Origin of the sequence: Campylobacter concisus (assembly GCF_902460705.1) — a bacterium.
GTDB classification, from domain to species: domain Bacteria; phylum Campylobacterota; class Campylobacteria; order Campylobacterales; family Campylobacteraceae; genus Campylobacter_A; species Campylobacter_A concisus_Z.
Genome location: NZ_CABPUP010000001.1, coordinates 504,901 through 527,198 on the forward strand (window position 1 = coordinate 504,901; position 22,298 = coordinate 527,198).

Consider the following 22,298-nt stretch of genomic DNA (forward strand, 5'->3'; position numbering starts at 1 on the left):
TTGATACTTGCAGAGAAAATTTTAGAAGTGAATTTTTATAAAGCTATAAGTTCTATCAAATCTAAAAGTTAGCAAATTTTGCAAAATTCCAAAAAGCACCATAAACGTAACAAAACTACTTCCGCCGTAACTAAAAAATGGCAGTGGTACGCCCACAACTGGTGCAAAACCGATCGTCATCAAGACATTTACCCCTACGTAGACAAATATGAGCGCTGCTATGCCAGTGGCGGTAACTTGCGTGAAATAATCATTCTTAAGGCTATAATTTAGGCTAAGAAGATGCGTAATTAGCGTGCCATAAAGCCCAAGCAAAAGAAGAGCACCATAAAAACCAAAACGCTCGATATTGTAGGCAAATATGAAGTCACTAGTGGCGATTGGCAAAAATTTAAAGTGCGTCTGTGTCGCCTCATCTTTTGGCTTGCCTTTGAGCCCACCACTACCTATGGCGATGATGCTTTGTTTGACGTGGTAACTTGGCTCTTCAGCGATAAAATCGTGAATTCTCTTTTTCTGATAGTCATGTAAATTTTCATACAAAACCGGTGCCAAAAAGCCTATCGCAAGGATGATGGTGATCCAAATTTTCTTATTTACTCCGATGACAAAAAGGATGGTGTAGCCAACTATCAAAAGTATTAGCGCAGTGCCAAGATCAGGCTCTTTCATGATGAGCACAAATGGTAAAAGTATATAAAAACTAAGTCTTAGAAAATCTTTTACTCCGTATCCATTAGGCTCTGGAGGACGCTGTTTAATGAGATAGGCTAACATCAGCAAAAATGCTGGCTTCATAAGCTCTGATGGCTGAAGTGTGAAGTGAACGAAGGGAATTTCTAGCCAGCGTTTGGCTCCTAGCTTGCTAACGCCAAAGAGATCGACGCTTAAAAGTAACACGATGCAGACCCAGTAAAACATAGGAATGATCCAGTCTATACGCCTAATGGGCAACAAAAATGCGACACAAAATGAAACAAATCCGATACCAAAATATACAAGCTGTTTGTTTGCTAAAACGTCGTTTGCTTCGGAAACTAGGATGTAAGAGATGGCTATGATTGGGATTATTAAAAACGGCTGAATAAAATCAAAATGTGTTAAAATACGCCGATCTAGTTTTATCAAGAAGCAAACCTTAATTTTTGGGCTAGATTATATCACAAACAAGGCTTTGATTTTGGTTAAATTTAATGTTTTAAACGGCTCAAGACTCGACGTAGCAGTAGCACATGAGCTTCAAATTTCACGCAATCAAGCTTTAAATTTGATAAAAGACTCTCTCGTAAGCGTAAATTTAAAACCAGTCTCAAAACCAAGCTTTTTACTGAGCGAAAACGATGAAATTTGCGTAAATTTTGCCCCAAAAAAAGAGGTGCAAAATGAGTACGAAGTAAATTTTGACATCCCGATCATCTACGAGGACGACGATCTCATAGTGCTAAACAAGCCCCCGCAAATCGTCGTTCATCAAGCTCCAAGTGTCAAAGAGGCGACACTTGTTGAGTGGCTAAACAAAAAGGGCTTTATGCTTTCAAATTTAAACGGCGACGTAAGAGCTGGCATCGTCCACCGCCTAGATAAAGGTACTAGCGGCGCTATCGTCGTTGCTAAAAATAACTTCGCTCACGCAAAACTAAGCGAGCAGCTAAGCGATAAGAGTATGGGGCGAATTTATTTAGCACTCACCGATCTACCGCTAAAAGAGGATGTTATCATAGAAAAGCCAATTGGCAGAAATCCAAACAATCGCCTAAAAAAGGCGATCGTTGCGGACGCTAAATTTGCAAAAAGCGCCTTTGTAAATTTGCTAAGCGAAGGCGGAGTAAATTTGATAGCAGCAAAACTTTTTACGGGTAGGACTCATCAGATAAGAGTGCACCTATCTAGCATAAACCGCCATATTTTAGGCGATGATTTATACGGATTTAAGAGCCAAGGCGATAAAATAAGCAGGGTTATGCTTCACGCTTATATGCTTTATTTTATCCATCCAAGAACTGGCAAAAGGGTAGAATTTACCGCAAAAACGTATGATGACTTTAACCAAATAATTTACAAAAAAATTCCCAAGGAGATTTTTGATGAAAAAATTTGCCCTACGCATATTGACACCATTTTTGGCAGCTTTCTTAGCGGGATGCGGCTCTAACGTACCGACTCAGCAAAGTATGTCACTGCCTACGATTACAAGTTTAAAAACTATTTCAGATATGACAGAAGTTGGCTTCGAGTGGAACCCAGTGACCGATGAGAGCGTCGTTGGATACTATCTCTACCGCTCAAATCCAAATGATGCGAACTCAAAAATGCAATTAGTCGCAAACATAAAAGACCGCTTTGCAACGCACTACGTGGATCGCAACCTAGCTCCAGAGACAACTTACTCGTACCAAATGAGAACCTACTCAAGTAACGCCATCTCTCAACCGGGCACGATCGCAACTGCGACAACTAAGCCACTGCTTGACTCAGTACCGTTTTCGCAAGCTATCACAGGGCTTCCAGGACGTGTGAAAGTGATCTGGAGACCACATCCTGATAGCACAGTGGCAAGCTATATCATTCAAAGAAGCGATGCCAGAGCTAATAAATTTAGCCAAATCGCAGAGGTAAATGGCAGACTAAATGCCGAATATATCGATACTGAGGTAAAACCTGGTAAGTCTTATGAGTATAGAATTTTAGTTAAAACTTCTTCAGGCGTTGTTTCAAAACCAAGCCAAAACATAAGTGCAACGACAAAGGAGTTACCCTAAATCAGTAACAAACCTTCAGGCAACAAAAAATGCACCAAAAAAGATAATTTTAATTTGGGATTACGCACCGGCTGAGGATTTTGCTTATTTTAAAGTTTATAGGACATTGAGTAAAATTTTGCCTTACACATATCTGGCAAAAACGACTAGCAACACCTATGAGGATCTCATAAATACAAATGCAGCGACGAGGTATTACAGAGTCACAGCTGTTGATAAAGACGGCCTTGAGAGCTTAAAACAAGAAGAGCCAATTGTTGGTATTACGCTTGGTGCGCCAAAGACTCCAAATATTAGTGCTAGCTACGATGGTAGCGGAGTAAATGTAAGCTGGAGCGCAGTAGATAGAGCTAGTTCGTACACGGTTTATAGAAGCGGTGCAAGTGAGAAAATTTTTAGTGGCATAGATGGTACTGGACTTAGAGATGATAGCGTGCAAAAAGGAGCTAGCTATTCTTACAGCGTCGTAGCTATCGATGAGTACGGCATCGCCTCTGATAAGTCATCAAAAGCAGAAGTTAGCATAAAATAATGCCAAATTTCATCGCTTCGTCTTTAAAAGAGCTCTCGTTTCCATTTGGTAATGACAAAGTCAAATTTCTTTGGCAGGCAAACGGGCGAAACGAGAGGCTTATCTACACAAAAAATGAAGAAGAGAGTTTTTTTCTAGTCGTAAAACCCGGTAAAAATGGCATTGTCGTAAAAGGTGAAAAGCTTACAAAGCCAGCTAAAATTGGTCTTTTACAAGAGGCACTGGAGCTTTTTAAGGAGCAAAATTGCAATGAAGTAATCAGCCAAGCATTTGCCGTAAAAAAGACAAATTTGACTAAAAAAGTGAGTGAAATTTTAAGCCTTGAAGAATTTGTGCCAGCATTTTGCGAGCTAAAAGATAAATTTAAAGAGATTTTCATCGAGATCGGCTTTGGTTCTGGCAGGCACTTGCTCTATCAAGCCAAGAACAATTCAAAAGCCCTAGTTATCGGCATAGAAGTGTATAAGCCAAGTATCGAGCAAGTAGCAAAGTTATCCAAGGCAAATGGCCTAGAAAACGTGCGTCTAATAAATACTGATGCAAGGCTTTTACTCTCTCTCGTTGGCTCAAATTTAGTTGATAGGGTATTTTTACATTTTCCAGTGCCATGGGATAAAGCCGAGCATAGACGCGTGGTCTCAACGGCGTTTGCACTTGAGTGCGAGAGGATATTAAAAGTGGGCGGTAAATTTGAGCTAAGGAGTGATAGCAAGGAGTATTGCGACTTTAGTTTGAGTAAATTTTTAGAGCCTGCAAACTCAAAAATCGAAGCTTTTAAAAATAGAAATTTAGAAGTAACTAGCAAGTATGAAGACCGCTGGAGACGCCAAGATAAGGATATTTATGATGTCATTTATACTTGTGAGGTCAAAAGCGACGAGAGCCTTTTGGCTGGGGATTTTAGCTTTAAAGAAAAGACAAGCGTAAAAAATATCATTAAAAATTTTAAAAATTTTATCATCAAAAAAGAAGATTATTTTTTACATTTTGAAGAAATTTATACCATAAACGAGGGTGAAATTTTGCTAAAAGTTGCTTTTGGAGCATTTAATAAACCTGAGCAATGTTTTATCAAAATAAGCGATGAAAAAAGCGAATATTTTATAAGAAAACCGATCTTAATTCGTGAGAATTTAGCAGCGCACGAGCTTTTGAAGGAGTATTTGGCTGATGCAAGAGATAATTAGTGCAAGGAATTTGAGCCTAGCTTATGAACGCGATGAAATCGTAATTAATAGCGTCAATTTAGATATTTATGCAAATGATTTTGTCTTTATCACAGGCAAGAGCGGAAGTGGAAAAAGCACGCTTTTAAAGTCATTTTATGGAGAAATTTCACCTCTTGCTGGAGAGCTAAATGTCTGCATGACGCAAATGGACGACATCGATGATAAAAGGCTTTGTGAGCTTAGGCAGCGAGTTGGCATTATATTTCAAAATTATCGCTTGATAAATGAATGGAATGTGGAAAGAAACGTTATGTTGCCCCTCATCATCAAAGGCATCAATCAAAATGTGAGTAAAAAGCAAGTGGCTAAACTTTTAAAACATGTAAATATGCTTCACAAGGCAGATAAATACCCTCGTGAGCTAAGTGGTGGTGAGCAGCAAAGAGTTGCCATGGCAAGGGCACTGGCACACAATCCAAATTTGCTCTTATGCGACGAGCCAACTGGAAATTTAGACGAATACTCAAGCGATGTCATCTGGTCGCTTTTAAAATCAGCTAGGGAATTTTTAGGCACGAGCGTAGTAGTTGTTACGCACCATATCCCATCGACACTTCGTATCCCATACCGTCACTTCGTCATAGAAAATGGAGGCGTGCATGAGATCGCTTAAAAATCATCTTGGATTCATCCTGCCGCTGATTGCGCTTTTGTTTTCAGTGCAGTTTAGCCTCACTGCTGATAAGGTTGTGAGAGATTATGAAAGACTCATGGGAAATGACTACAACATCGTCATAGTTTCAAGTAAAGAGCTTAGTGATGCTATTTTAAAGCCGGTGGTTAGCAATCTAGCTAGTCTTGAGCCACTAAGCCCACAAAAGATCATCGACCGCCTCTCAAATGACATCTCGGCTAAAAATTTATCCATACTGCAAAATGCACTACCTAAATTTTACTCGCTAAAACTTAGCGAATTTCCGACACCACAGTACATGGATGAGCTAAAGCAAAAACTTTTAAAATTTGATGGGATCACAAAGGTTGAAACATTTTCAAAGACTCACGATAAGGTCTTTAAAATACTAAATTTAGCCAAAAGTATATCGTATGCTTTTATGGCGATACTTTGCGTAATAGGGCTTATGCTTATGCTAAAGCAGGCTAAAATTTGGCTATTTGAGCACAGAGAGCGCATCGAGATTATGACGCTTTTTGGAGCACCATTTTGGCTAAAATCAGCCATGCTTTACAAATCAGCCATGGTTGATAGCCTAGTTGCTACCGTTGCAGTCGGTGCATTTTTCTTTTTCTTATCTGGTATTGAAATTTTTAGAGAAAATGCCGCAAGCATCGATGTAGTTTTGCCTAGTCTTGATCCTTCAAGAGATATTTTTATTTTATTTGGCGTGGCTATGTTTTTAAGCATTTTTGCTGTTAGTTTGGTGATGAGTAAGGCTAGAAAAAGTACGATATGAGAAAAGGAATTTTTACACTTTTGCTAGCTTTTAGCTTAGCCTTTGCGTCAAACACCAAAGAGAAGATCAAAGACTCCAAAAACTCGCTAAGATCGAGTCAAGCGATGAGTGAGCAGCTTAGTAAAAAGCTAGATGATTTGGCTGGCGATATCGTAAATGGCGAAAAAAAACTTCGTGGTATAAGTGGCGATATCACAAATTTAAAGGGTCAAATTTCAGTCCTTGAGACAAATGCTTCAAAAGCACTTATTGAACTTGATGATTTAACGAAACAAAACAAAGAGCTAGAACGCACACAAAAAGAGCTAGAGCAAAATATGATAAGGATCATCGCAGAAGATTTGTCGTTTGATCTTTTGATGTCTGCAACTGAGGGCAAGCAAAGCGAGGAGAGCATCATCTCATCTCAAATTTTAACCAAGCTAAATGCCATCACAAAAGAGGATTTTAAAAGACTTAGCCAAAACTATGAAGATACGATTGAGAAGATAAAAAATAAGTCAAACAAAATAAGCGAGATAAACTCAAGTATCAAAAACTATAGACGCAAGCAAAGTGACTTGCAAAATTTAGAGAGTACGCAGAAAAATACTATAAACGGACTAAAACGAGATAAAGAAATTTATAGCAAAAAGCTAGCCAAGCTTCAAGCCCAGCAAGATGAGCTAAGAAAGACGCTAGAGCAGCTTGCTATCATGCAAAAACAAGAAGATGAAGCCGCACGTGCTGCTAGAGAAAAACAAGAAAAAGTAGCCAGTAAGGGTGGCAAAAAAGGTGAGAAGAGCCAACCAATGGGCGGAGGCTATCAAACAAGCTCGGTCAAAAAATATTCAGGTGCAAAGACAATCGCTCCTCTTGATAGCTACACCGTAAAGCAAAAATTTGGAAATTACGTAGATCCAATATATAACATCAAAATTTTTAACGAGTCAGTCACGCTTCGCTCAACAACGCCAGATGCCAAGGTCAAAAGCGTGCTAAATGGTAAAGTGGTCTTTGCAAAAGCAACTCCGATGCTTGAAAATGTAGTCATTATAGAAAATGAAAATGGTATACACACGATCTATGCTCACCTAAGCCAAATCGCACCGACAGTTAAAGTAGGCTCAGTCGTACAAAAAGGCTACGTCATAGGTAGAGTAAGAAACGATCTAACCTTTGAAGTAACGCAAAGAAACTACCATATCGACCCACTTGAAATGATCTCAAAATAGCCACTTTGCAAGTACTATTAACTAAATTTAAAGCCTTTTTGGCTAGAATGCGTGAATTTCAAGGAGCAATACAATGAGTAAAAGAAAACGCGTATTGGTTAAATTTTCAGGCGAAGCTTTAGCGGGAGAAAATGGTTTTGGCATAGATACGGCGGTGCTTAAATTTATAGCAAATGAGATAAAAGAGCTTGTCGAAAATGGTATCGAGGTTGGCATCGTGATAGGTGGTGGCAATATCATACGCGGTGTGAGTGCCGCAAAAGATGGTATCATTAAACGAACGAGTGGCGATCACATGGGAATGCTAGCAACTGTTATCAACTCAATCGCGATGCGTGAAGCTTTAGAACGAAGTGGACTAGAGGTAAGAGTGCAAAGTGCAATCAAAATGGAAGCGATCTGTGAGACTTTTATCGTGGGACGTGCACAGCGCCATTTAGAAAAAGGTAGAGTCGTTATATTTGCTGCAGGTACTGGTAATCCATTCTTTACAACTGATACAGCAGCCACGTTAAGAGCTATTGAAATCGGTTCAGATATGATCATAAAAGCTACAAAGGTTGATGGCGTTTATGATAAAGATCCTAAAAAATTCAAAGATGCAAAACTTTTAAAGTCACTAAACTATGAAAAGGCAATGAGCGATGATATCAAGGTTATGGACGATACTGCCATAGCTTTAGCAAAAGATAACTCACTGCCTATTTTGGTTTGTAATATGTTTAAGGCTGGAAATTTATTAAAAATAATAAATGAAGAAGAAGCAGCCCTATACTCAGTAGTAAAATAAATTTTAAAAAGGATAAATATGAGAACAGAACAAATAACAGCAAGAGCGTTAAAGCAAGTTGGTGATGATAGATATAAACTTTCACTTATTGTAGCAAAGCGTGCAGAAGCACTAGCAAATGGAGCAGTAGTGCTTGTAGAAGCCGATACTTCAAAGATGAAATTTGCTGACATTGCGCTACTTGAAGTAGCTGAGGGCAAAATAGGCTTAGAGGCAATAGTTGAAGGAAAATAGTCTTTTTTTAGAGCAGCTAATAGAACAAATTTTACCTTGTAAAAATGTGTCAGAAGCTATAACGCTGCTCTTTTCTCTTTGCGAACGAAGCGAGAAATTAGACAAAGCTATAGATAGCTGTGTCACATCTCATGCTGGTCAATATCGTAAAAGTGGCGAGCCATACGCAATCCATCCAATATTGGTAGCATCAATAGTAGCAAATATGGGTGGAGATGAGAGTATGGTCATAGCTGCACTACTTCACGATGTAGTTGAAGATACTGAAGTTACACTTAGCGAAGTTCAGGCTGAATTTGGCGATGAAGTGGCAAAGCTGGTTGAGGGGCTTACAAAGATAGTTGCTATAAGAGAAAACAAGCTTGCAAGCTCAAGTAGTAACGAAAAACTAGCAAGCTCGGCGCTAACTTTTAGAAAAATGCTTTTAATCTCCATTGAGGATGTTAGAGTTCTTGTGGTTAAGCTTTGTGACAGACTTCATAATATGCTAACCCTTGATGCATTAAAAGTAGAAAAACAAAAACGCATTGCTGAAGAGACACTTATGGTCTACGCTCCGATCGCTCATAGACTTGGAATTTCATCGATTAAAAATATACTTGAAGATCTAAGCTTTAAATATGCGATGCCAGAAGAATACGCCAAGATCGATAGCTTTTTAAATAAAAATAAGCAGCAGCTTAGCCTTAAGCTAAATGCTTTTTACGAGAAAGTAAATCAAATTTTGCTTGAAAACGGCTTTATTGAGGGTACTTTTGAGATACAAAAACGCATAAAGCATTACTACTCAATCTATTTAAAAATGCAAAGAAAAGGTATTTCGATTGAAGAGGTGCTTGATTTGCTTGCTATTAGAATTCTTGTGCAAAAACCGCTTGATTGCTATCTTGCGCTTGGAAATTTGCATATAAATTTTAATCCTCTTATTTCGAGATTTAAGGATTATATTGCACTTCCAAAGCAAAATGGCTATCAAACGATACATACAACTATTTTTGATAATAAGAGTATTTTTGAGGCACAAGTTCGTACTTACGATATGCACAAAACCGCCGAATACGGTGTCGCAGCTCACTGGAAATATAAAAACGGCGAGGGCAGTTTACTTAATCCAAAACTTGACTGGCTAAACGACATTGGTATGCAAAACAATGAAGCTGAAAGTAATGTCGAAGAGCTTTATGAATATGCAAAAGATAGTCTTTACATAGAAGATATTGCGGTCTATTCGCCAAAAGGTGAGGTTTTTACGCTTCCACGCGGGGCTACTGCACTTGATTATGCTTATGAGATTCACACAGAGATCGGACTTTACGCAAAAGAAGCTTATATAAATCGCGTCAGGATGCCACTTTTAACAGAGCTAAAAAACGGCGATATTGTAAGGATTGTAACTGGCGAAGAGGCAAAATTTCGCTGTTCATGGATAAATAGCGTTCGAACTGGTAAAGCAAGAGCTACGATAAGGACATACTGCAAGCAAAAGATAAAAGATATAAATTATAAAATCGCAGTTGACATTTTAAAGTCGGTTTTTGGCGTTTCAAAAGATAGAATTTTAGACTGGATAGAGCATGAAAATTTAGGCAAAAAAGTTTTTCGTGCTGCAACTGAAAGCGATTTTTTGCAAGAGGTCGTAAATATGCTTAAAAAGTATATAAAAAAAGAGCGTCCTTTTATGATCTCTTTGGGCGATAAATATCAGGTTAAAAAGCAAAAATTTGAAAATATCGTAATCTATTCAAATCATAAAATTTCAAATGTCGAGTTTGACTATTGTTGTAACCCAAAAAGAGGCGATAGCATAGTTGGCTTTAAAAATGGGCACAATGTGACAGTACATCACAAGCTTTGTGAGCGTGCTGGAAAGCTTATGGATAAGGGCAATGAGATCATCTTTGTCAAATGGACTAGAAATGCCCCACATAGATATAAAATTTTATTAAATCTTGAGAACCGAAAAGGCGCGTTGGCTGAATTTTTAACATATCTTGCTAGACTAGATGTAAATTTGGCTACAATCTCGCTAAATGAAGCAAATGACCTTAGCGGTGATACATTTGAGATAAGTGTTGAGATAGCTGAAAACATCGATGCAAACGAGCTAAGAGAGAAGATCAAAGATAGATATAAGATTATAGATTTCGTTTCGCAAAGCGATCCATACCATAACTAGGAGAAAGATAATGCAAGATATAGCTGAAATTTTACAAGAGATAAAACGCGGTGTTGCCGAGATTATTGACTTTGAAAGAGTTGAGAATTTAATAAAAAACTATTATGAAAAAGGTGAAAATTTCTATGTAAAGGCTGGCTTTGATCCAACTGCTCCAGACCTTCACTTAGGACACACAGTCGTTTTAAGCAAGATGGCACTGCTTCAAAAGCATGGTGCAATCGTACAGTTTTTAATAGGCGACTTCACTGCTCAAATAGGCGATCCAACTGGCAAATCAGCCACTAGAAAAAAGCTAGATCAAGAGACGGTTTTAAAAAATGCTAAAACCTACGAAGAGCAAGTTTTTAAAATTTTAGATCCAAAAAAGACCGTGATAATGTTTAACTCAAAATGGTCAAATGAGCTTGGAGCTGCTGGAATGATAGAGCTAACTAGCACATTTTCAGTCGCTAGAATGCTAGAGCGCGATGATTTTGAAAAAAGGATAAAAGCTGGTAGTCCAATTTCAATTTGTGAATTTATGTATCCACTTCTTCAAGGTTATGATAGCGTGGCTATGAAGTGCGATATCGAGATGGGCGGTACGGATCAAAAATTTAACCTTCTAATGGGCAGAACTTTGCAGAGAATTTATAACGTCGGCAAAGAGCAAGCTGTCATTATGATGCCGCTTCTTGAGGGGCTTGATGGTGTAAATAAGATGAGCAAAAGTCTTGGAAACTACATCGGCGTAACTGAAAATGCAAATGATATGTTTGCAAAAACGCTTAGTATAAGCGATGAGCTAATGTGGCGTTGGTACGAGCTTTTAAGTACAAAAAGCCTTGGCGAGATAGAAAATTTAATGAACGATGTTAAAAACGGTAAGTATCATCCAAAAAAAGCAAAAGAAGACCTTGCGTACGAGATAACAGCGAGATATCACGGCGAAGAGGCTGCAAAAGCTGCAATGGCTGAGTTTAATAGTGTGCACTCTCAAAATCAGCTCCCAACTGATATAAAAGAATTTAGCCTAAAAGCACCAGTTTGGATCGTGGAAGCTCTATCGCAGTGTGAGCTAAGTGAGTCAAATTCTCAAGCAAGACGTGACATAAAGGCAAATGCGGTTAGCATTAATCAAGAAAAGATTAGTGATGAGCAGTTAAAATTAGAGGCAGGTGAATATATCTTGCAAGTCGGAAAGCGTAAATTTGCAAAAGTAAAGGTTGAATAGATGGAGTTAAAGCCATTAAAAATAGGAAAATATGAGATAAAGTATCCGATATTTCAAGGTGGTATGGGACTTGGCATCAGCTGGGACAAACTAGCTGGCAACGTCAGCCTAGAAGGCGGTCTTGGGATAATCAGCTCAGTTGGCACAGGATATTATGAAAATCGTAAATTTATAAACAAAGAGCTAAATGCAAAGCCATTTGGAAGTGAAAATTTCTACTCAACAAGAGGTCTTAGAGCAATTATTGAGAATGCACGAAAAATTTGTGGAGATTTGCCACTTGGCGTAAATATAATGTACGCTGCAAATGACTACGCAAGAGTGGTAAAAGATGCTTGTGAAGCCGGTATAAATATCATCGTATCAGGTGCTGGACTACCTACGAATTTGCCAGAATTTACACAAAATTTTAAAGAAGTCGCGCTAGTTCCTATTATCTCAAGCGCAAAAGCACTAAAGATCATCTGCAAGCGCTGGCTACAAAGATATGACCGCTTACCAGATGCTGTCGTGCTTGAGGGGCCACTAAGCGGTGGACACCAGGGCTTTACATACGAGCAGTGTCTTGACCCTGAGTTTTCGCTATTTAATCTAATCCCACAAGTAAAGGCCGAGATAAAAGAGTGGGGCGATTTTCCGCTCATAGCAGCCGGTGGAATTTGGGATAAAAATGACATAGAAAAGGCGATATCGCTAGGTGCAGACGGCGTTCAGATGGGTACACGCTTCATCGGCACTCATGAGTGCGATGCAGATATTGGCTTTAAAGAAGTGATACTAGCAGCTGAGGAAAAGGACATAGAGCTTATAAAAAGTCCAGTTGGCTATCCAGCTCGTGGAATTAGAACAAATTTGATAAATTTGGTAGAAAAAAAGATGGGCCCAAAGATCCAGTGTATAAGTAACTGTGTGAGTCCTTGTCAAAGGGGCAAAGGGGCTAAAGAAGTTGGATATTGCATCGCTGATAGGCTGTTTGACTCATTTAGTGGTAAAAAAGAGACTGGGTTATTTTTCACGGGAGCAAACGGATATAAACTAAAAGAGCTAATAAGCGTAAAAGAGCTAATGCACAAGCTGGTACATGGTGAATGAAACGAGCGATAATTCTCTTTTTTATTGTTTGTAATTTTCTTTTTGCTGCAACAAATTCGGAGATATTTGCAAAATTTGATAAAAATTTTGCCAGCTCAAGCAGAAGTGCAAAGATTAAATTTCACAACGATATAAAAGACATCTATGTCGACGCGATCATTAAAAATGACAAAAATATAAAAAAACAAGCACTCACAAGACTTATAACCAGCTCAAAATCGCTTGGTTTTGATTCAAGTGGGTATATAAAAGATCTAAATGCACTAAATGGCGTAAAGAGTGTAGACACGCCTAGTACTACTGCTTTGACGCTGCTTAGTGCAACCAAGGTAAATGATACTTTAGTGCTTAAGTTTAATACAAAAATTGATACTGCAAAATTAAAAACATCCTTTTTAAAGCAGCAAAATACATATAAAAACATTATGGACATTGATGGTAGATTAAATGGAAATGCGCTAACTTATAAAAATTTTATATCTGATTATATTCATATCTCGCAGTATGATAAAAATACCGTTAGAGTTATTTTTTCTGATAAGATCCAAAAGACTATAAAAGCAAATGCAACAGGTGATCTACTCATAATAAGTACACAAAATTTTATCTCAAACGAAAATGTAAAAGCACCACTTCATAAAACTAAAAATAAAAATGAAGAAGTGCCACACAAAGAGCCTGAGCCAAATTTAAAACCACAATCAGCTAAAAGCGAGCCAGTGGCAGCACCTTTGCCACCAATTGCGGCTAGTAAATTTTCACGCAACAAAACGATCGTCATCGATCCAGGTCATGGCGGCACTGATCCAGGTGCAGTAAATGGTAAGCTTCAGGAAAAAACCGCGGTTCTAGGCGTAGCTAAAAAACTTGGCGACATACTAAAAGCACGTGGTTACAAGGTCTTTTTTACCAGGTCAACCGATGTCTTTATAAATTTAAGAACAAGAACAAAATTTGCAAATGATAAGATGGCTGATCTATTTGTTTCTATTCACGCAAATGCCGCTCCAAATGCTACAAAGGCAAAAAGTATGCACGGCATCGAGACATTTTTCTTATCGCCTGCAAGAAGCGAACGTAGTAAAAACGTAGCCGCGCTTGAGAACAAATCAGATATCGAAGAGATGAACTACTTTTCGCAGCAGACGTTTCTAAACGTGCTAAACCGCGAGAAGATCATTGCCTCAAACAAGCTTGGCATTGATATCCAAAAAGAAATTTTAGCAAGTGCTAGAAATGTCTATGCTGCAAGTGATGGCAGTGTGAGAGAGGCGCCGTTTTGGGTACTCGTAGGCGCTCTTATGCCAGCAGTTCTTGTTGAGATCGGCTATATCACGCATCCAGTCGAGGGCGAAAAGCTATTTAATGATGCCTATCAAAATGCCCTTGCAAACGGCATCGCAAATGGCATTGATGGATATTTTGCAAAAAATAGATGAAAAATGCAAATTTAAGCTTCAAGGGACAAATTCCATTTAACGAGGAGTTTGGTGACATCTATTTTAATACCGATAAACCTTGGCTTGAGAGTGAATTTGTCTTTGCAAGTGTACTTGATGAAATTTGGCAGAGTAAAGATAGCTTCATAGTCGCTGAGACAGGATTTGGTACTGGGCTAAATTTCTTTACACTTTGTAAGAAATTTAAAAATAGCTCTAAAAAACTTCACTTTGTTAGCATCGAAAAAACCCCTATTAAAAAAGAAGATATTTTAAAAATTTATGAAAATTTAGGCATTTTTAAAGCTTATGCTAAAAAGCTGGTCTCGCTTTATCCGCCTCTTATTGAAGGCATACACCGTATAAATTTTGCTCCAAATATTACACTTGATCTTTGCTACGGCGAGGCTAAAGAAATTTTACCTGAGCTTGATTTTAGCGCTGATATTTGGTTTCTAGACGGCTTTGCCCCAAGTAAAAATGGCTCGATCTGGAGCGAAGAAATTTTTAGAGAGATCGCAAGACTAAGCAAGGTTGGCACGATTGCTAGAACCTACTCGTGTGCAAAAATAGTAAAAGACGGGCTAAAGAGCGCTGGCTTTTTGCTAAGCCTAAAAGAGGGCTATGCTAGAAAACGCCAGATGAGTAGCGCCGTACTAGAGAAAAAAGATGAAAATTTAAAAGATGCTTGGTTTGCAAGATGCGAACCAGTTGCTAAGCCAAAAGGCAAAACAGCACTTATCATAGGAGCTGGCGTGGCTGGACTTGCAACAGCTGGTGAGCTAGCCAAAAATGGCTTTAAAGTGGTGATCGCCGAAGCAAAGGGTGAAGTGGCTACAAATGGCTCAGGCAATCACTGTGGCGCTTTAATGCCGTTAATTACCAAGCCCGGGGTAAATTTAGGCCGTATGCACTTAAACGCATTTTTGCAAGCAGTGAGATTTTACAAGGCAACTTTGCCAAAAAGCCTTATTAAATTTAGTGGCTGCGTCGACTACGCATTTGATGATGAACTCATTAAAAGATATGGTTCGTGGCAGGATAAAGCTGCTAGCGATATTTTTAAATTTGATGAGAGCCTAAAGCCATATCCTGGCATATTTATAAAAGATGGTGCATACGCTAGACCAAGAGAAATTTGTAAATTTCTCTCAAGCAACTTTGAAATTTTGTTAAATCACGAGTATGAGAGCAGAGCACATCTACAAAACGGTAAGATAAGTGTTAAATTTAAAAATGGTAAAAATTTAGAGACCGATATTTTGGTCTTTTGCACTGGCAGTAAGAGTAGTGAAATTTTTAAGGGCTACGACATGCAAATAAGCAGTGTCCGAGGCCAAGTCACGCACCTAAAACCAGTGCTAAAAAATGCCATGCCGCTAAGCGCAAAAGGCTACATCTGTCCAACCATAAAAGGTGTGCAAGTTATCGGCGCAACTTATGCTAGAAATGAAATTTGTGATACGCCTAAAGTTGAGGATAATACTAAAAATTTAAGCGATGTAAGCGAGTTTTTTGATACCACAAAAGCCACCATTATCGGTTCACGTGTGGGATATAGGAGCTATAGCGGAGATAGGTTTCCGATAATTGGCGCCTTGCATGATGAAGAATTTTACAAGCAAAACTACAAAGGGCTATTTTGGAGCAAAAATAAAGATAACAACCCAAAGGCAAGCTACGAAAAAAATGTCTTTGTAAATTTTGCTCATGGCTCACGAGGTCTTGGCACAGCGATACTTGGAGCAAATTTGATAATGGATCTTGTGCTTGCTCGCCCACTTTGCATAGAAAGATCGCTATTTCACGAGCTTCATCCAGCTAGGTTTTTGATAAGAAAACTAAAAAAGGGATTAAAATTTTAAGAGAAAATTAGCAGAAATTCCTAGCACAAGATACTAGGAATTTCTTGTAAGTTTAGGCTTAAAGCCTTGTTTTCATCTTTTCAAATTCATCTTTTATGACTTGCTCGTGAGGTTCGCTCGTCATTTTATTTATCGCATCTCCCCAGATACTTACGCTAATGATCGCTATGCAAGACGCTATGATGCCAGGCAAAATTTCATAAACATAAACGTTTAGCCCTGACGTGATCCAAAATATTACGGTCGCGCCTCCAGCTATCATACCAGCTAATGCTCCAAGTGCACTCATGCGCTTCCAGTAAAGGCTAAAAAGTAGCACTGGCCCAAAGCTAGCACCAAATCCAGCCCAAGCGTTGCCAACGACATTTAGAACATTATCTGTCGAGATAAAGGCAAGTACAGTAGCAACTATGGCCACTACTACGACAGCATAGCGGCTGATCGCTGTTTGCGTGCTTTGACTCACCTCTTTTTTATAAAATGCAAATATGAAGTCTTTTGTGACTGAGCTAGATGTGACTAAAAGCTGGCTTGAGATGGTGCTCATGATCGCTGAAAGCACGGCTGAGATGATGATACCTATAAAAAATGGTGGGAAAAGCAGCTCACCAAGCTTTAAAAATACTGTCTCAGGATCGCCAAGCCCACCTCTTTGGCTAAAGTAGACAAAGCCGATAAGTCCGCTCATAATAGCACCTAGCAAGCCAATCGTCATCCAGCCAATACCGATCCTTCTAGCCTTTGCAAGCTCTTTTGAATCGCGTATCGCCATAAATCTAACAATTATATGTGGCTGACCAAAGTAGCCAAACCCCCAAGCTAGAAGACCTAAAATTCCCCAGAAAGTCTGGTCTCTAAATGGATTTAGGTGATTTGTGTCAAGCCTGCTTATCTCTTTTATTAAATTTGTATCGCTTGGCAGATCTAAATTTAGATATGCCACGACTGGGATCGAGACTAGAACACAAAACATCAAAAGACCCTGAAATGCGTCAGTTATGCTAACTGCCTTAAATCCGCCAAAAAACGTATAAAAGACCACAATACAAAGCGTAAATATTGCGCCATATCTAAAGCCTATACCAAAAAAGCTCTCAAATGTCTTGCCACCAGCGATGATACCGCTACTCACGTAAAGCGTGAAAAATATCAAAATGATAAGGCCAGATACGATCCTTAAAATTTTCGTTCTATCTTTAAAGCGGTTTTCTAAAAAGTCTGGTATCGTGATGCTATCGCTCGCAACCTCAGTATAGACTCTAAGCCTTTTTGCTAAAAATAAATAGTTGCAGTAAGCTCCAATGATAAGACCGATTATCATCCACACATTTGCTATGCCAGTTGCGTATAATGCTCCGGGCACGCCAAGTAGCATCCAACCACTCATATCAGAAGCACCAGCACTAAGTGCAGTAACTACTGGACCCATTCGACGGTTATCTAGCAGATACTCGTTCATACTTGCATTTTTATCGTAGAAATATCGTCCGATAAAAAGCAAAAAGCCAAAATAGATGGCTATGGCTAAATAAGACCCAAAGCTCATAAATTTCCTTTCAAATTAAGATAAATGGCTTATGTTAATATAAATTTTTTAAAATTACAACATTCAGTGCCGATCCTTAAACGCTTTTAAGCAAAATGATATAAATTTTTTCGTATTATTTAAAGCCATATTTTAAAGAGAAGGACAAAGTTGAAGGCTCAAAATTTAGCTAAATTTCTATTTTTTATAATAATTGTCTCACTTGGAGCATATTTTTTCTATCCAAGAAATCTTAGTGAGGCTCAAGAGATCGCTTATATCAAAAGTTATGGAGTGACTTTAGGGCTTACTATAGGCGGTATTGCCATAGGCATAACACTTGGATTTACCTTGGCGTTTATTAAATTTTTAAATATTAAAGTCTTAAATTTTATAATCGATGAATATATCGATATCTTACGTGGAACACCTGTAATACTTCAACTTTTAATATTTTCAGTTGTCATTTTTGCAACATGGAGTGATAATTTTTATGTAGCTCTCATCGCACTTGGACTAAATAGCTCTGCTTATGTGGCCGAGATCGTGCGAAGTGGCATAAACAGCGTGGATAAAGGACAAATGGAAGCGGCTCGTGCGATGGGCCTAAACTACTATGTTTCGATGCGCGAGATAGTTTTTCCACAAGCTACAAAAAATATCTTGCCAGCTCTTGCAAATGAGTTTATATCGCTATTTAAAGAGACATCAGTCGTGGGCTATATAAGCGTCGTTGATATCACGATGCAAAGTAAGAGCTTGCAAGCGGTCTTTTATAGCCCAGAGCCAGTTATTTTTACAGGTATTGTCTATTATGTGAGTGTTAAATTTTTTACACTTTTGACAAAACTACTTGAGAGGAGATTAAACCGCCATGATTGAGATTAAAAATTTAAACAAAAGTTATGGCGATTTGCGAGTTTTAAATGATATTAGCGTAGATATAAAAAAAGGTGAAGTTATAGCGATAATTGGTCCAAGTGGTGGTGGAAAAAGTACATTTTTACGCTGCATAAACCGCCTTGAGGAGCCAGATAGTGGACACATAAAGATAAATGGCGAAGATATTTTAGATAAAAAATCAGACATAAATAAAATTCGCCAAAAAGTGAGCATGGTTTTTCAGCACTTTAATCTTTTTGCAAATAAAAATGTCTTGCAAAATTTAACTTTAGCCCCGATAAAAGCGGGAATTTTAGATAAAGCAAGTGTAGAAAAAAGAGCCGATGAGCTGCTAAAAAGTGTTGGGCTAAGTGATAAGAAATTTGCCTATCCGCACAAGCTTTCAGGCGGACAAAAGCAACGTATCGCGATCGCTAGAAGCCTAGCGATGGAGCCAGAAGTGATACTTTTTGATGAACCGACAAGTGCGCTTGATCCTGAGATGATCGGAGAAGTGCTTGATATTATGAAAGACGTTGCCGCAAGGGGTATAACGATGCTTGTTGTGACCCATGAAATGGGCTTTGCAAGAAATGTGGCAAATAGAATTTTCTTTATGGATAAAGGCAAAATCGCAGTTGATGATACACCGAAAAATGTCTTTACAAATCCGCAACATGAGCGCTTAAAAGAGTTTTTAGGCAAAATTTTAAATCATTAAAGGAGTAGAAAATGAGTAAAATTTTAAAATTTTTGATGGCAAGCTTGGTTTTATTTTTACTAGGTTGTGGCGATGATGCTAACAAAAAAAATGCAGTAAATAATGCCGAAGAAGCTAGTAAAAATGTAGTTTATAAAGTTGGCTCGAGTGCTGATTATCCACCTTTTGAATATCTTGATGAAAACAATAAAATTGTTGGCTTTGAGATAGATTTATTAAATGAGATCACCAAAAAAACTGGAATAAAATTTGATGTTGCAAATATGAGCTTTGATGGGCTGATATCAGCATTAAAAACCGGTAAAATCGATATTGCTATAAGCGGAATGAGCGCAACTGATGAGAGAAGAAAATCGGTTGATTTCACTAAGCCATATTATTTTTCAGAGAATTTATTTATCCGCAAAAAAGGCTCAGATGTAAATAAAGACAACCTTAAGGATAAGAAAATTTCAGCTCAAGTTGGAACACTTCAAGAAGAAGCAGCCAAAAGCATAACCACTAAGTTGATACCTGCTGAAAATGTAGCAGCTGCTATCATGTCACTAAACGCTGGCAAAATCGACGTTGTACTAACTGATAGTCCGATAGGGGTTGAATATTTAAAACAAAATCCAGATTTAGAAGAATTTTTAAGACTTCCTGATGGCACGGAAGGATTTGCAATGGCGTTTGATAAAGGCAAACACACTGAGCTTATCAAGAAGATAGACGCAGCGATCGATGAGCTGCAAAAATCTGGCGAATTTGACAAAATGCTAGATAAATATGGATTAAAGAAATAAATCTAAATACAAAATTTGCAGAGAAGCAGGAATTCTCTGCAAAAACTCACTTTTTTCTAATTTTTAAAATTTAACATCTTTTAAAAGTAAAATTAATAAAATGACTTAATTATTTTCAAGGAGAAAAAATGAAGCTTCTCAGGATGAGAACGGCATTTATTTTAAATGTACTATTTTCTATTTGCATGTATCACAATTTTGTTAAAAAATTCCTACTATTTAATAGAGCTAAATATAAATTAAAATTTTACATAAATGCGTTAATCAATATTTTTTATAAAAATAACCAAAAGCATTTTTTGGTTGATAAATTTTAAGTATTAAAGTCGTATGGCTTTATTTTTTGAAGCAGATATTTAAGAAAAACTAAAAGGAGAGAAAATGAATAATCTAGGTATTAAATCTAAGATTATGGCGATAGTTATCGTCAGTCTTATTGGCCTTGGTATCATGAGTGCATACATGCTAAATGGTATCTTAAAGACTCGCTCAAAAGCAGAGTTTAGTGAGAAAATCGTGGATACAATCATAAATCAAAATAATTTTATCCATGAGATGCAAAAAGAACGTGGATTTAGCTCAGGTGTGCTAGCAGGAGGGGATAATAAAAATTTATTAGAGCAGCGTAAAAAAGTAGATGCTGCGCTTGATAAGCTTGAAGAGAAAAATGAAATAGTTTCAGAGATAAATAGTATCCGCTCAAATGTAGATCAAAAAAGTGGCAATGATCTAATTAGCCGTATAACAAAAATTTTAAGAAAAGAGGTTATTGCTATAAATGGATATAGCGATAAGCTCGAGCCTAGCTTGGTAGATGATCTAAAGCGTATAATTATTGTTGGTGAGATAAAAGAGTCTTTTGGTATTTTGCGTGCTACTTTAAATGGAGTTTTTACTAAAAAAAGTATAAACAAAGAGGACTATAACAAAGTAGTTGCACTAAATAGCGTTATAAATAAATTTATGCAGGATTTTGACGATTACAACCCAAAAGAATTTAGTGACGAATTTGATGCTATCGCTAGAAAAAAGGCTGATTTTATAGATGCTATAAATATTATTAAAAATGTAGTTACTACTGAAGATGCATCTTATGACGCAGCGAGTTGGTTTTCAAAGATAAGCATTTCAATAGATGCGATGAGAGAGCTTGAGCTTAAACTACTTGATAGTATGCAAAAAGATGCACAACACATAAAAAGTGAAGCAAATACCCAACTTATTTTTAGCTCAATAGTGATTGCTATTTGTATTTTGCTTATGTTACTAGTATCTACATTGATAGGTAAAAATTTGATCTCTGGCATAGATCAGACTAAAAATGGCTTAGTTAAGTTTTTTGACTTTTTAAATAACAAAACTAATAAAGCTGAATTTTTAGATCGTAGTGGTAGCGACGAGATCGGACAGATGAGTGCGCTGATAAATGAGAATATCAAACAAATCGAGGCAAATTTATCTGAACAAAATAATTTCATTAAAGAAGCAAATACTTTTGTAAATCAAATCGGCAAAGGTAACTACGTAGCTCAGCTTAATGCAGATACTTCAAACCCTGCACTTAGCCAGCTAAAACAAACTTTCAAAGACTTACAAATCGCACTTAAACATGCTATTGCGGAAAATGGCGATGATGTGTTAAATCTACTAGAAAGCTTTAAAAAACAAGACTTTACTAAAAGGCTTGAAGATGATGGCAAAATGGCGGTTGGTATAAATGCTCTTGGTGAAGAGATAGCCAAAATGTTAAGGGCAAATTTAGATCAAGCTCATGTGCTAGAAGAAAAAGCTGAGGCTTTAAGTCAGTCAATGAAAGAACTAACTCAAGGCGCAAATGTACAAGCAAACTCACTTCAAGAGTCTGCTGCCGCAGTAGAGCAAATGTCAAGCTCAATGAATGCAATATCTCAAAAAACATCTGATGTTATTAGACAAAGTGATGAGATCAAAAACATCATAACTATTATTAGAGATATAGCTGATCAAACAAATTTACTAGCTCTTAATGCCGCGATCGAGGCAGCACGTGCAGGAGAGCATGGTAGAGGCTTTGCGGTTGTTGCAGATGAGGTTAGAAAACTAGCAGAGAGAACTCAAAAATCTCTAACAGAGATCGAAGCAAATACAAATGTACTAGCTCAATCAATCAATGAAATGAGTGAATCTATAAAAGAGCAAAGTGAAGGAATCAACATGATAAATCAATCAGTTGCTCAAATAGACACACTTACAAAAGAGAATGTAGTAATTGTCAATAAAGCAAATGAAGTAACATCTGATGTTGACGACATGGCTAAGGCGATAGTAAACGAAGTTAGAAAAAATAAATTTTAATCTTTGACTTACTCTTAGAGCTCCTACTATTCTATCCCTTAAGATAATTAAGGGATAGAACTTATCTATAAAAATTTATATGCTACTTTG

At 37.6% G+C, this 22,298-nt stretch carries 20 protein-coding genes; 18 read left to right on the forward strand and 2 right to left on the reverse strand.

What is annotated here, in order from left to right:
- Nucleotides 1-21: 21 nt before the first annotated feature.
- The gene (locus F3G75_RS02545; RefSeq protein ID WP_149716434.1) at nt 22-1,128 is read right to left on the reverse strand and encodes an FtsW/RodA/SpoVE family cell cycle protein; all 1,107 of its coding nucleotides are present in this window, start codon (nt 1,126-1,128) and stop codon (nt 22-24) included.
- A 52-nt stretch (nt 1,129-1,180) separates the two neighbouring features.
- On the opposite strand from F3G75_RS02545, the gene F3G75_RS02550 reads away from it, so the two are divergent.
- The 14 genes from F3G75_RS02550 (at nt 1,181) to mnmC (ending at nt 15,961) form a co-directional block, all read left to right on the forward strand.
- Nucleotides 1,181-2,152, forward strand: a complete 972-nt coding sequence (locus F3G75_RS02550; protein WP_149716435.1) for an RluA family pseudouridine synthase — start codon at nt 1,181-1,183, stop codon at nt 2,150-2,152.
- A complete protein-coding gene (locus F3G75_RS02555; protein WP_188115377.1) occupies nt 2,085-2,759 on the forward strand; it encodes a fibronectin type III domain-containing protein in 675 nt (224 codons plus the stop codon). The genes F3G75_RS02550 and F3G75_RS02555 overlap by 68 nt, the downstream gene beginning before the upstream one ends.
- A gap of 106 nt (nt 2,760-2,865) precedes the next feature.
- On the forward strand, nt 2,866-3,291 hold the full coding sequence (locus F3G75_RS02560; protein WP_223154427.1) for a fibronectin type III domain-containing protein: 426 nt from the start codon (nt 2,866-2,868) through the stop codon (nt 3,289-3,291).
- The gene (trmB, locus tag F3G75_RS02565; protein WP_149716436.1) at nt 3,291-4,478 is read left to right on the forward strand and encodes a tRNA (guanosine(46)-N7)-methyltransferase TrmB; all 1,188 of its coding nucleotides are present in this window, start codon (nt 3,291-3,293) and stop codon (nt 4,476-4,478) included. Before F3G75_RS02560 ends, trmB begins: the two co-directional genes overlap by 1 nt.
- Nucleotides 4,462-5,133, forward strand: coding sequence for a cell division ATP-binding protein FtsE (locus tag F3G75_RS02570; RefSeq protein WP_021091805.1), 672 nt, complete (start codon nt 4,462-4,464; stop codon nt 5,131-5,133). Before trmB ends, F3G75_RS02570 begins: the two co-directional genes overlap by 17 nt.
- The gene (locus F3G75_RS02575; RefSeq protein WP_149716437.1) at nt 5,120-5,935 is read left to right on the forward strand and encodes an FtsX-like permease family protein; all 816 of its coding nucleotides are present in this window, start codon (nt 5,120-5,122) and stop codon (nt 5,933-5,935) included. Before F3G75_RS02570 ends, F3G75_RS02575 begins: the two co-directional genes overlap by 14 nt.
- Nucleotides 5,932-7,149, forward strand: a complete 1,218-nt coding sequence (locus F3G75_RS02580) for a murein hydrolase activator EnvC family protein (protein ID WP_149716438.1) — start codon at nt 5,932-5,934, stop codon at nt 7,147-7,149. The genes F3G75_RS02575 and F3G75_RS02580 overlap by 4 nt, the downstream gene beginning before the upstream one ends.
- Before the next feature lie 73 nt (nt 7,150-7,222).
- Nucleotides 7,223-7,939, forward strand: coding sequence for a UMP kinase (pyrH, locus tag F3G75_RS02585; protein ID WP_054196984.1), 717 nt, complete (start codon nt 7,223-7,225; stop codon nt 7,937-7,939).
- 18 nt (nt 7,940-7,957) lie between these two features.
- The gene (locus F3G75_RS02590) at nt 7,958-8,173 is read left to right on the forward strand and encodes a DNA-directed RNA polymerase subunit omega (RefSeq protein WP_021091717.1); all 216 of its coding nucleotides are present in this window, start codon (nt 7,958-7,960) and stop codon (nt 8,171-8,173) included.
- On the forward strand, nt 8,160-10,349 hold the full coding sequence (locus F3G75_RS02595; protein WP_084041542.1) for a RelA/SpoT family protein: 2,190 nt from the start codon (nt 8,160-8,162) through the stop codon (nt 10,347-10,349). The genes F3G75_RS02590 and F3G75_RS02595 overlap by 14 nt, the downstream gene beginning before the upstream one ends.
- Before the next feature lie 10 nt (nt 10,350-10,359).
- The gene (tyrS, locus tag F3G75_RS02600; RefSeq protein ID WP_149716439.1) at nt 10,360-11,565 is read left to right on the forward strand and encodes a tyrosine--tRNA ligase; all 1,206 of its coding nucleotides are present in this window, start codon (nt 10,360-10,362) and stop codon (nt 11,563-11,565) included.
- Entirely contained in the window at nt 11,566-12,657 is a 1,092-nt protein-coding gene (locus F3G75_RS02605; RefSeq protein WP_087583961.1) for a nitronate monooxygenase, read from the forward strand.
- Nucleotides 12,654-14,096, forward strand: coding sequence for an N-acetylmuramoyl-L-alanine amidase family protein (locus tag F3G75_RS02610; RefSeq protein ID WP_149716440.1), 1,443 nt, complete (start codon nt 12,654-12,656; stop codon nt 14,094-14,096). Before F3G75_RS02605 ends, F3G75_RS02610 begins: the two co-directional genes overlap by 4 nt.
- Complete coding sequence (gene mnmC, locus F3G75_RS02615) at nt 14,093-15,961, forward strand: bifunctional tRNA (5-methylaminomethyl-2-thiouridine)(34)-methyltransferase MnmC2/FAD-dependent 5-carboxymethylaminomethyl-2-thiouridine(34) oxidoreductase MnmC1 (protein WP_149716441.1); 1,869 nt, start codon at nt 14,093-14,095, stop codon at nt 15,959-15,961. The genes F3G75_RS02610 and mnmC overlap by 4 nt, the downstream gene beginning before the upstream one ends.
- A gap of 58 nt (nt 15,962-16,019) precedes the next feature.
- Here mnmC and putP read toward each other — a convergent pair whose 3' ends face one another.
- Nucleotides 16,020-17,507 carry a sodium/proline symporter PutP gene (gene putP / locus F3G75_RS02620; RefSeq protein ID WP_149716442.1) on the reverse strand — a complete coding sequence of 496 codons (1,488 nt, stop codon included), beginning with the start codon at nt 17,505-17,507 and terminating at the stop codon, nt 16,020-16,022.
- A gap of 150 nt (nt 17,508-17,657) precedes the next feature.
- On the opposite strand from putP, the gene F3G75_RS02625 reads away from it, so the two are divergent.
- The 4 genes from F3G75_RS02625 to F3G75_RS09630 all read left to right on the forward strand — a co-directional run bounded on the left by F3G75_RS02625 (nt 17,658) and on the right by F3G75_RS09630 (nt 22,208).
- Nucleotides 17,658-18,368: an amino acid ABC transporter permease gene (locus tag F3G75_RS02625; protein ID WP_087583958.1), complete on the forward strand. Its 711-nt coding sequence runs from the start codon at nt 17,658-17,660 to the stop codon at nt 18,366-18,368.
- Nucleotides 18,361-19,089: an amino acid ABC transporter ATP-binding protein gene (locus F3G75_RS02630; protein ID WP_149716443.1), complete on the forward strand. Its 729-nt coding sequence runs from the start codon at nt 18,361-18,363 to the stop codon at nt 19,087-19,089. Before F3G75_RS02625 ends, F3G75_RS02630 begins: the two co-directional genes overlap by 8 nt.
- An 11-nt stretch (nt 19,090-19,100) precedes the next feature.
- On the forward strand, nt 19,101-19,874 hold the full coding sequence (locus F3G75_RS02635; RefSeq protein WP_149716444.1) for a basic amino acid ABC transporter substrate-binding protein: 774 nt from the start codon (nt 19,101-19,103) through the stop codon (nt 19,872-19,874).
- Nucleotides 19,875-20,255: 381 nt separating this feature from the next.
- Complete coding sequence (locus F3G75_RS09630) at nt 20,256-22,208, forward strand: methyl-accepting chemotaxis protein (RefSeq protein WP_149716445.1); 1,953 nt, start codon at nt 20,256-20,258, stop codon at nt 22,206-22,208.
- Nucleotides 22,209-22,298 lie beyond the last annotated feature (90 nt).

What these genes read in the sequence shown, in the direction of transcription:
- F3G75_RS09630 (WP_149716445.1), top strand. Translation starts at nt 20,256, where the DNA reads ATGAATAATCTAGGTATTAAATCTAAGATTATGGCGATAGTTATCGTC.
- F3G75_RS02610 (WP_149716440.1), top strand. Translation starts at nt 12,654, where the DNA reads ATGAAACGAGCGATAATTCTCTTTTTTATTGTTTGTAATTTTCTTTTT.
- F3G75_RS02630 (WP_149716443.1), top strand. Translation starts at nt 18,361, where the DNA reads ATGATTGAGATTAAAAATTTAAACAAAAGTTATGGCGATTTGCGAGTT.
- F3G75_RS02590 (WP_021091717.1), top strand. Translation starts at nt 7,958, where the DNA reads ATGAGAACAGAACAAATAACAGCAAGAGCGTTAAAGCAAGTTGGTGAT.
- F3G75_RS02635 (WP_149716444.1), top strand. Translation starts at nt 19,101, where the DNA reads ATGAGTAAAATTTTAAAATTTTTGATGGCAAGCTTGGTTTTATTTTTA.
- tyrS (WP_149716439.1), top strand. Translation starts at nt 10,360, where the DNA reads ATGCAAGATATAGCTGAAATTTTACAAGAGATAAAACGCGGTGTTGCC.
- F3G75_RS02580 (WP_149716438.1), top strand. Translation starts at nt 5,932, where the DNA reads ATGAGAAAAGGAATTTTTACACTTTTGCTAGCTTTTAGCTTAGCCTTT.
- mnmC (WP_149716441.1), top strand. Translation starts at nt 14,093, where the DNA reads ATGAAAAATGCAAATTTAAGCTTCAAGGGACAAATTCCATTTAACGAG.
- F3G75_RS02555 (WP_188115377.1), top strand. Translation starts at nt 2,085, where the DNA reads ATGAAAAAATTTGCCCTACGCATATTGACACCATTTTTGGCAGCTTTC.
- putP (WP_149716442.1), bottom strand. Translation starts at nt 17,507, where the DNA reads ATGAGCTTTGGGTCTTATTTAGCCATAGCCATCTATTTTGGCTTTTTG.
- F3G75_RS02570 (WP_021091805.1), top strand. Translation starts at nt 4,462, where the DNA reads ATGCAAGAGATAATTAGTGCAAGGAATTTGAGCCTAGCTTATGAACGC.
- trmB (WP_149716436.1), top strand. Translation starts at nt 3,291, where the DNA reads ATGCCAAATTTCATCGCTTCGTCTTTAAAAGAGCTCTCGTTTCCATTT.
- pyrH (WP_054196984.1), top strand. Translation starts at nt 7,223, where the DNA reads ATGAGTAAAAGAAAACGCGTATTGGTTAAATTTTCAGGCGAAGCTTTA.
- F3G75_RS02575 (WP_149716437.1), top strand. Translation starts at nt 5,120, where the DNA reads ATGAGATCGCTTAAAAATCATCTTGGATTCATCCTGCCGCTGATTGCG.
- F3G75_RS02605 (WP_087583961.1), top strand. Translation starts at nt 11,566, where the DNA reads ATGGAGTTAAAGCCATTAAAAATAGGAAAATATGAGATAAAGTATCCG.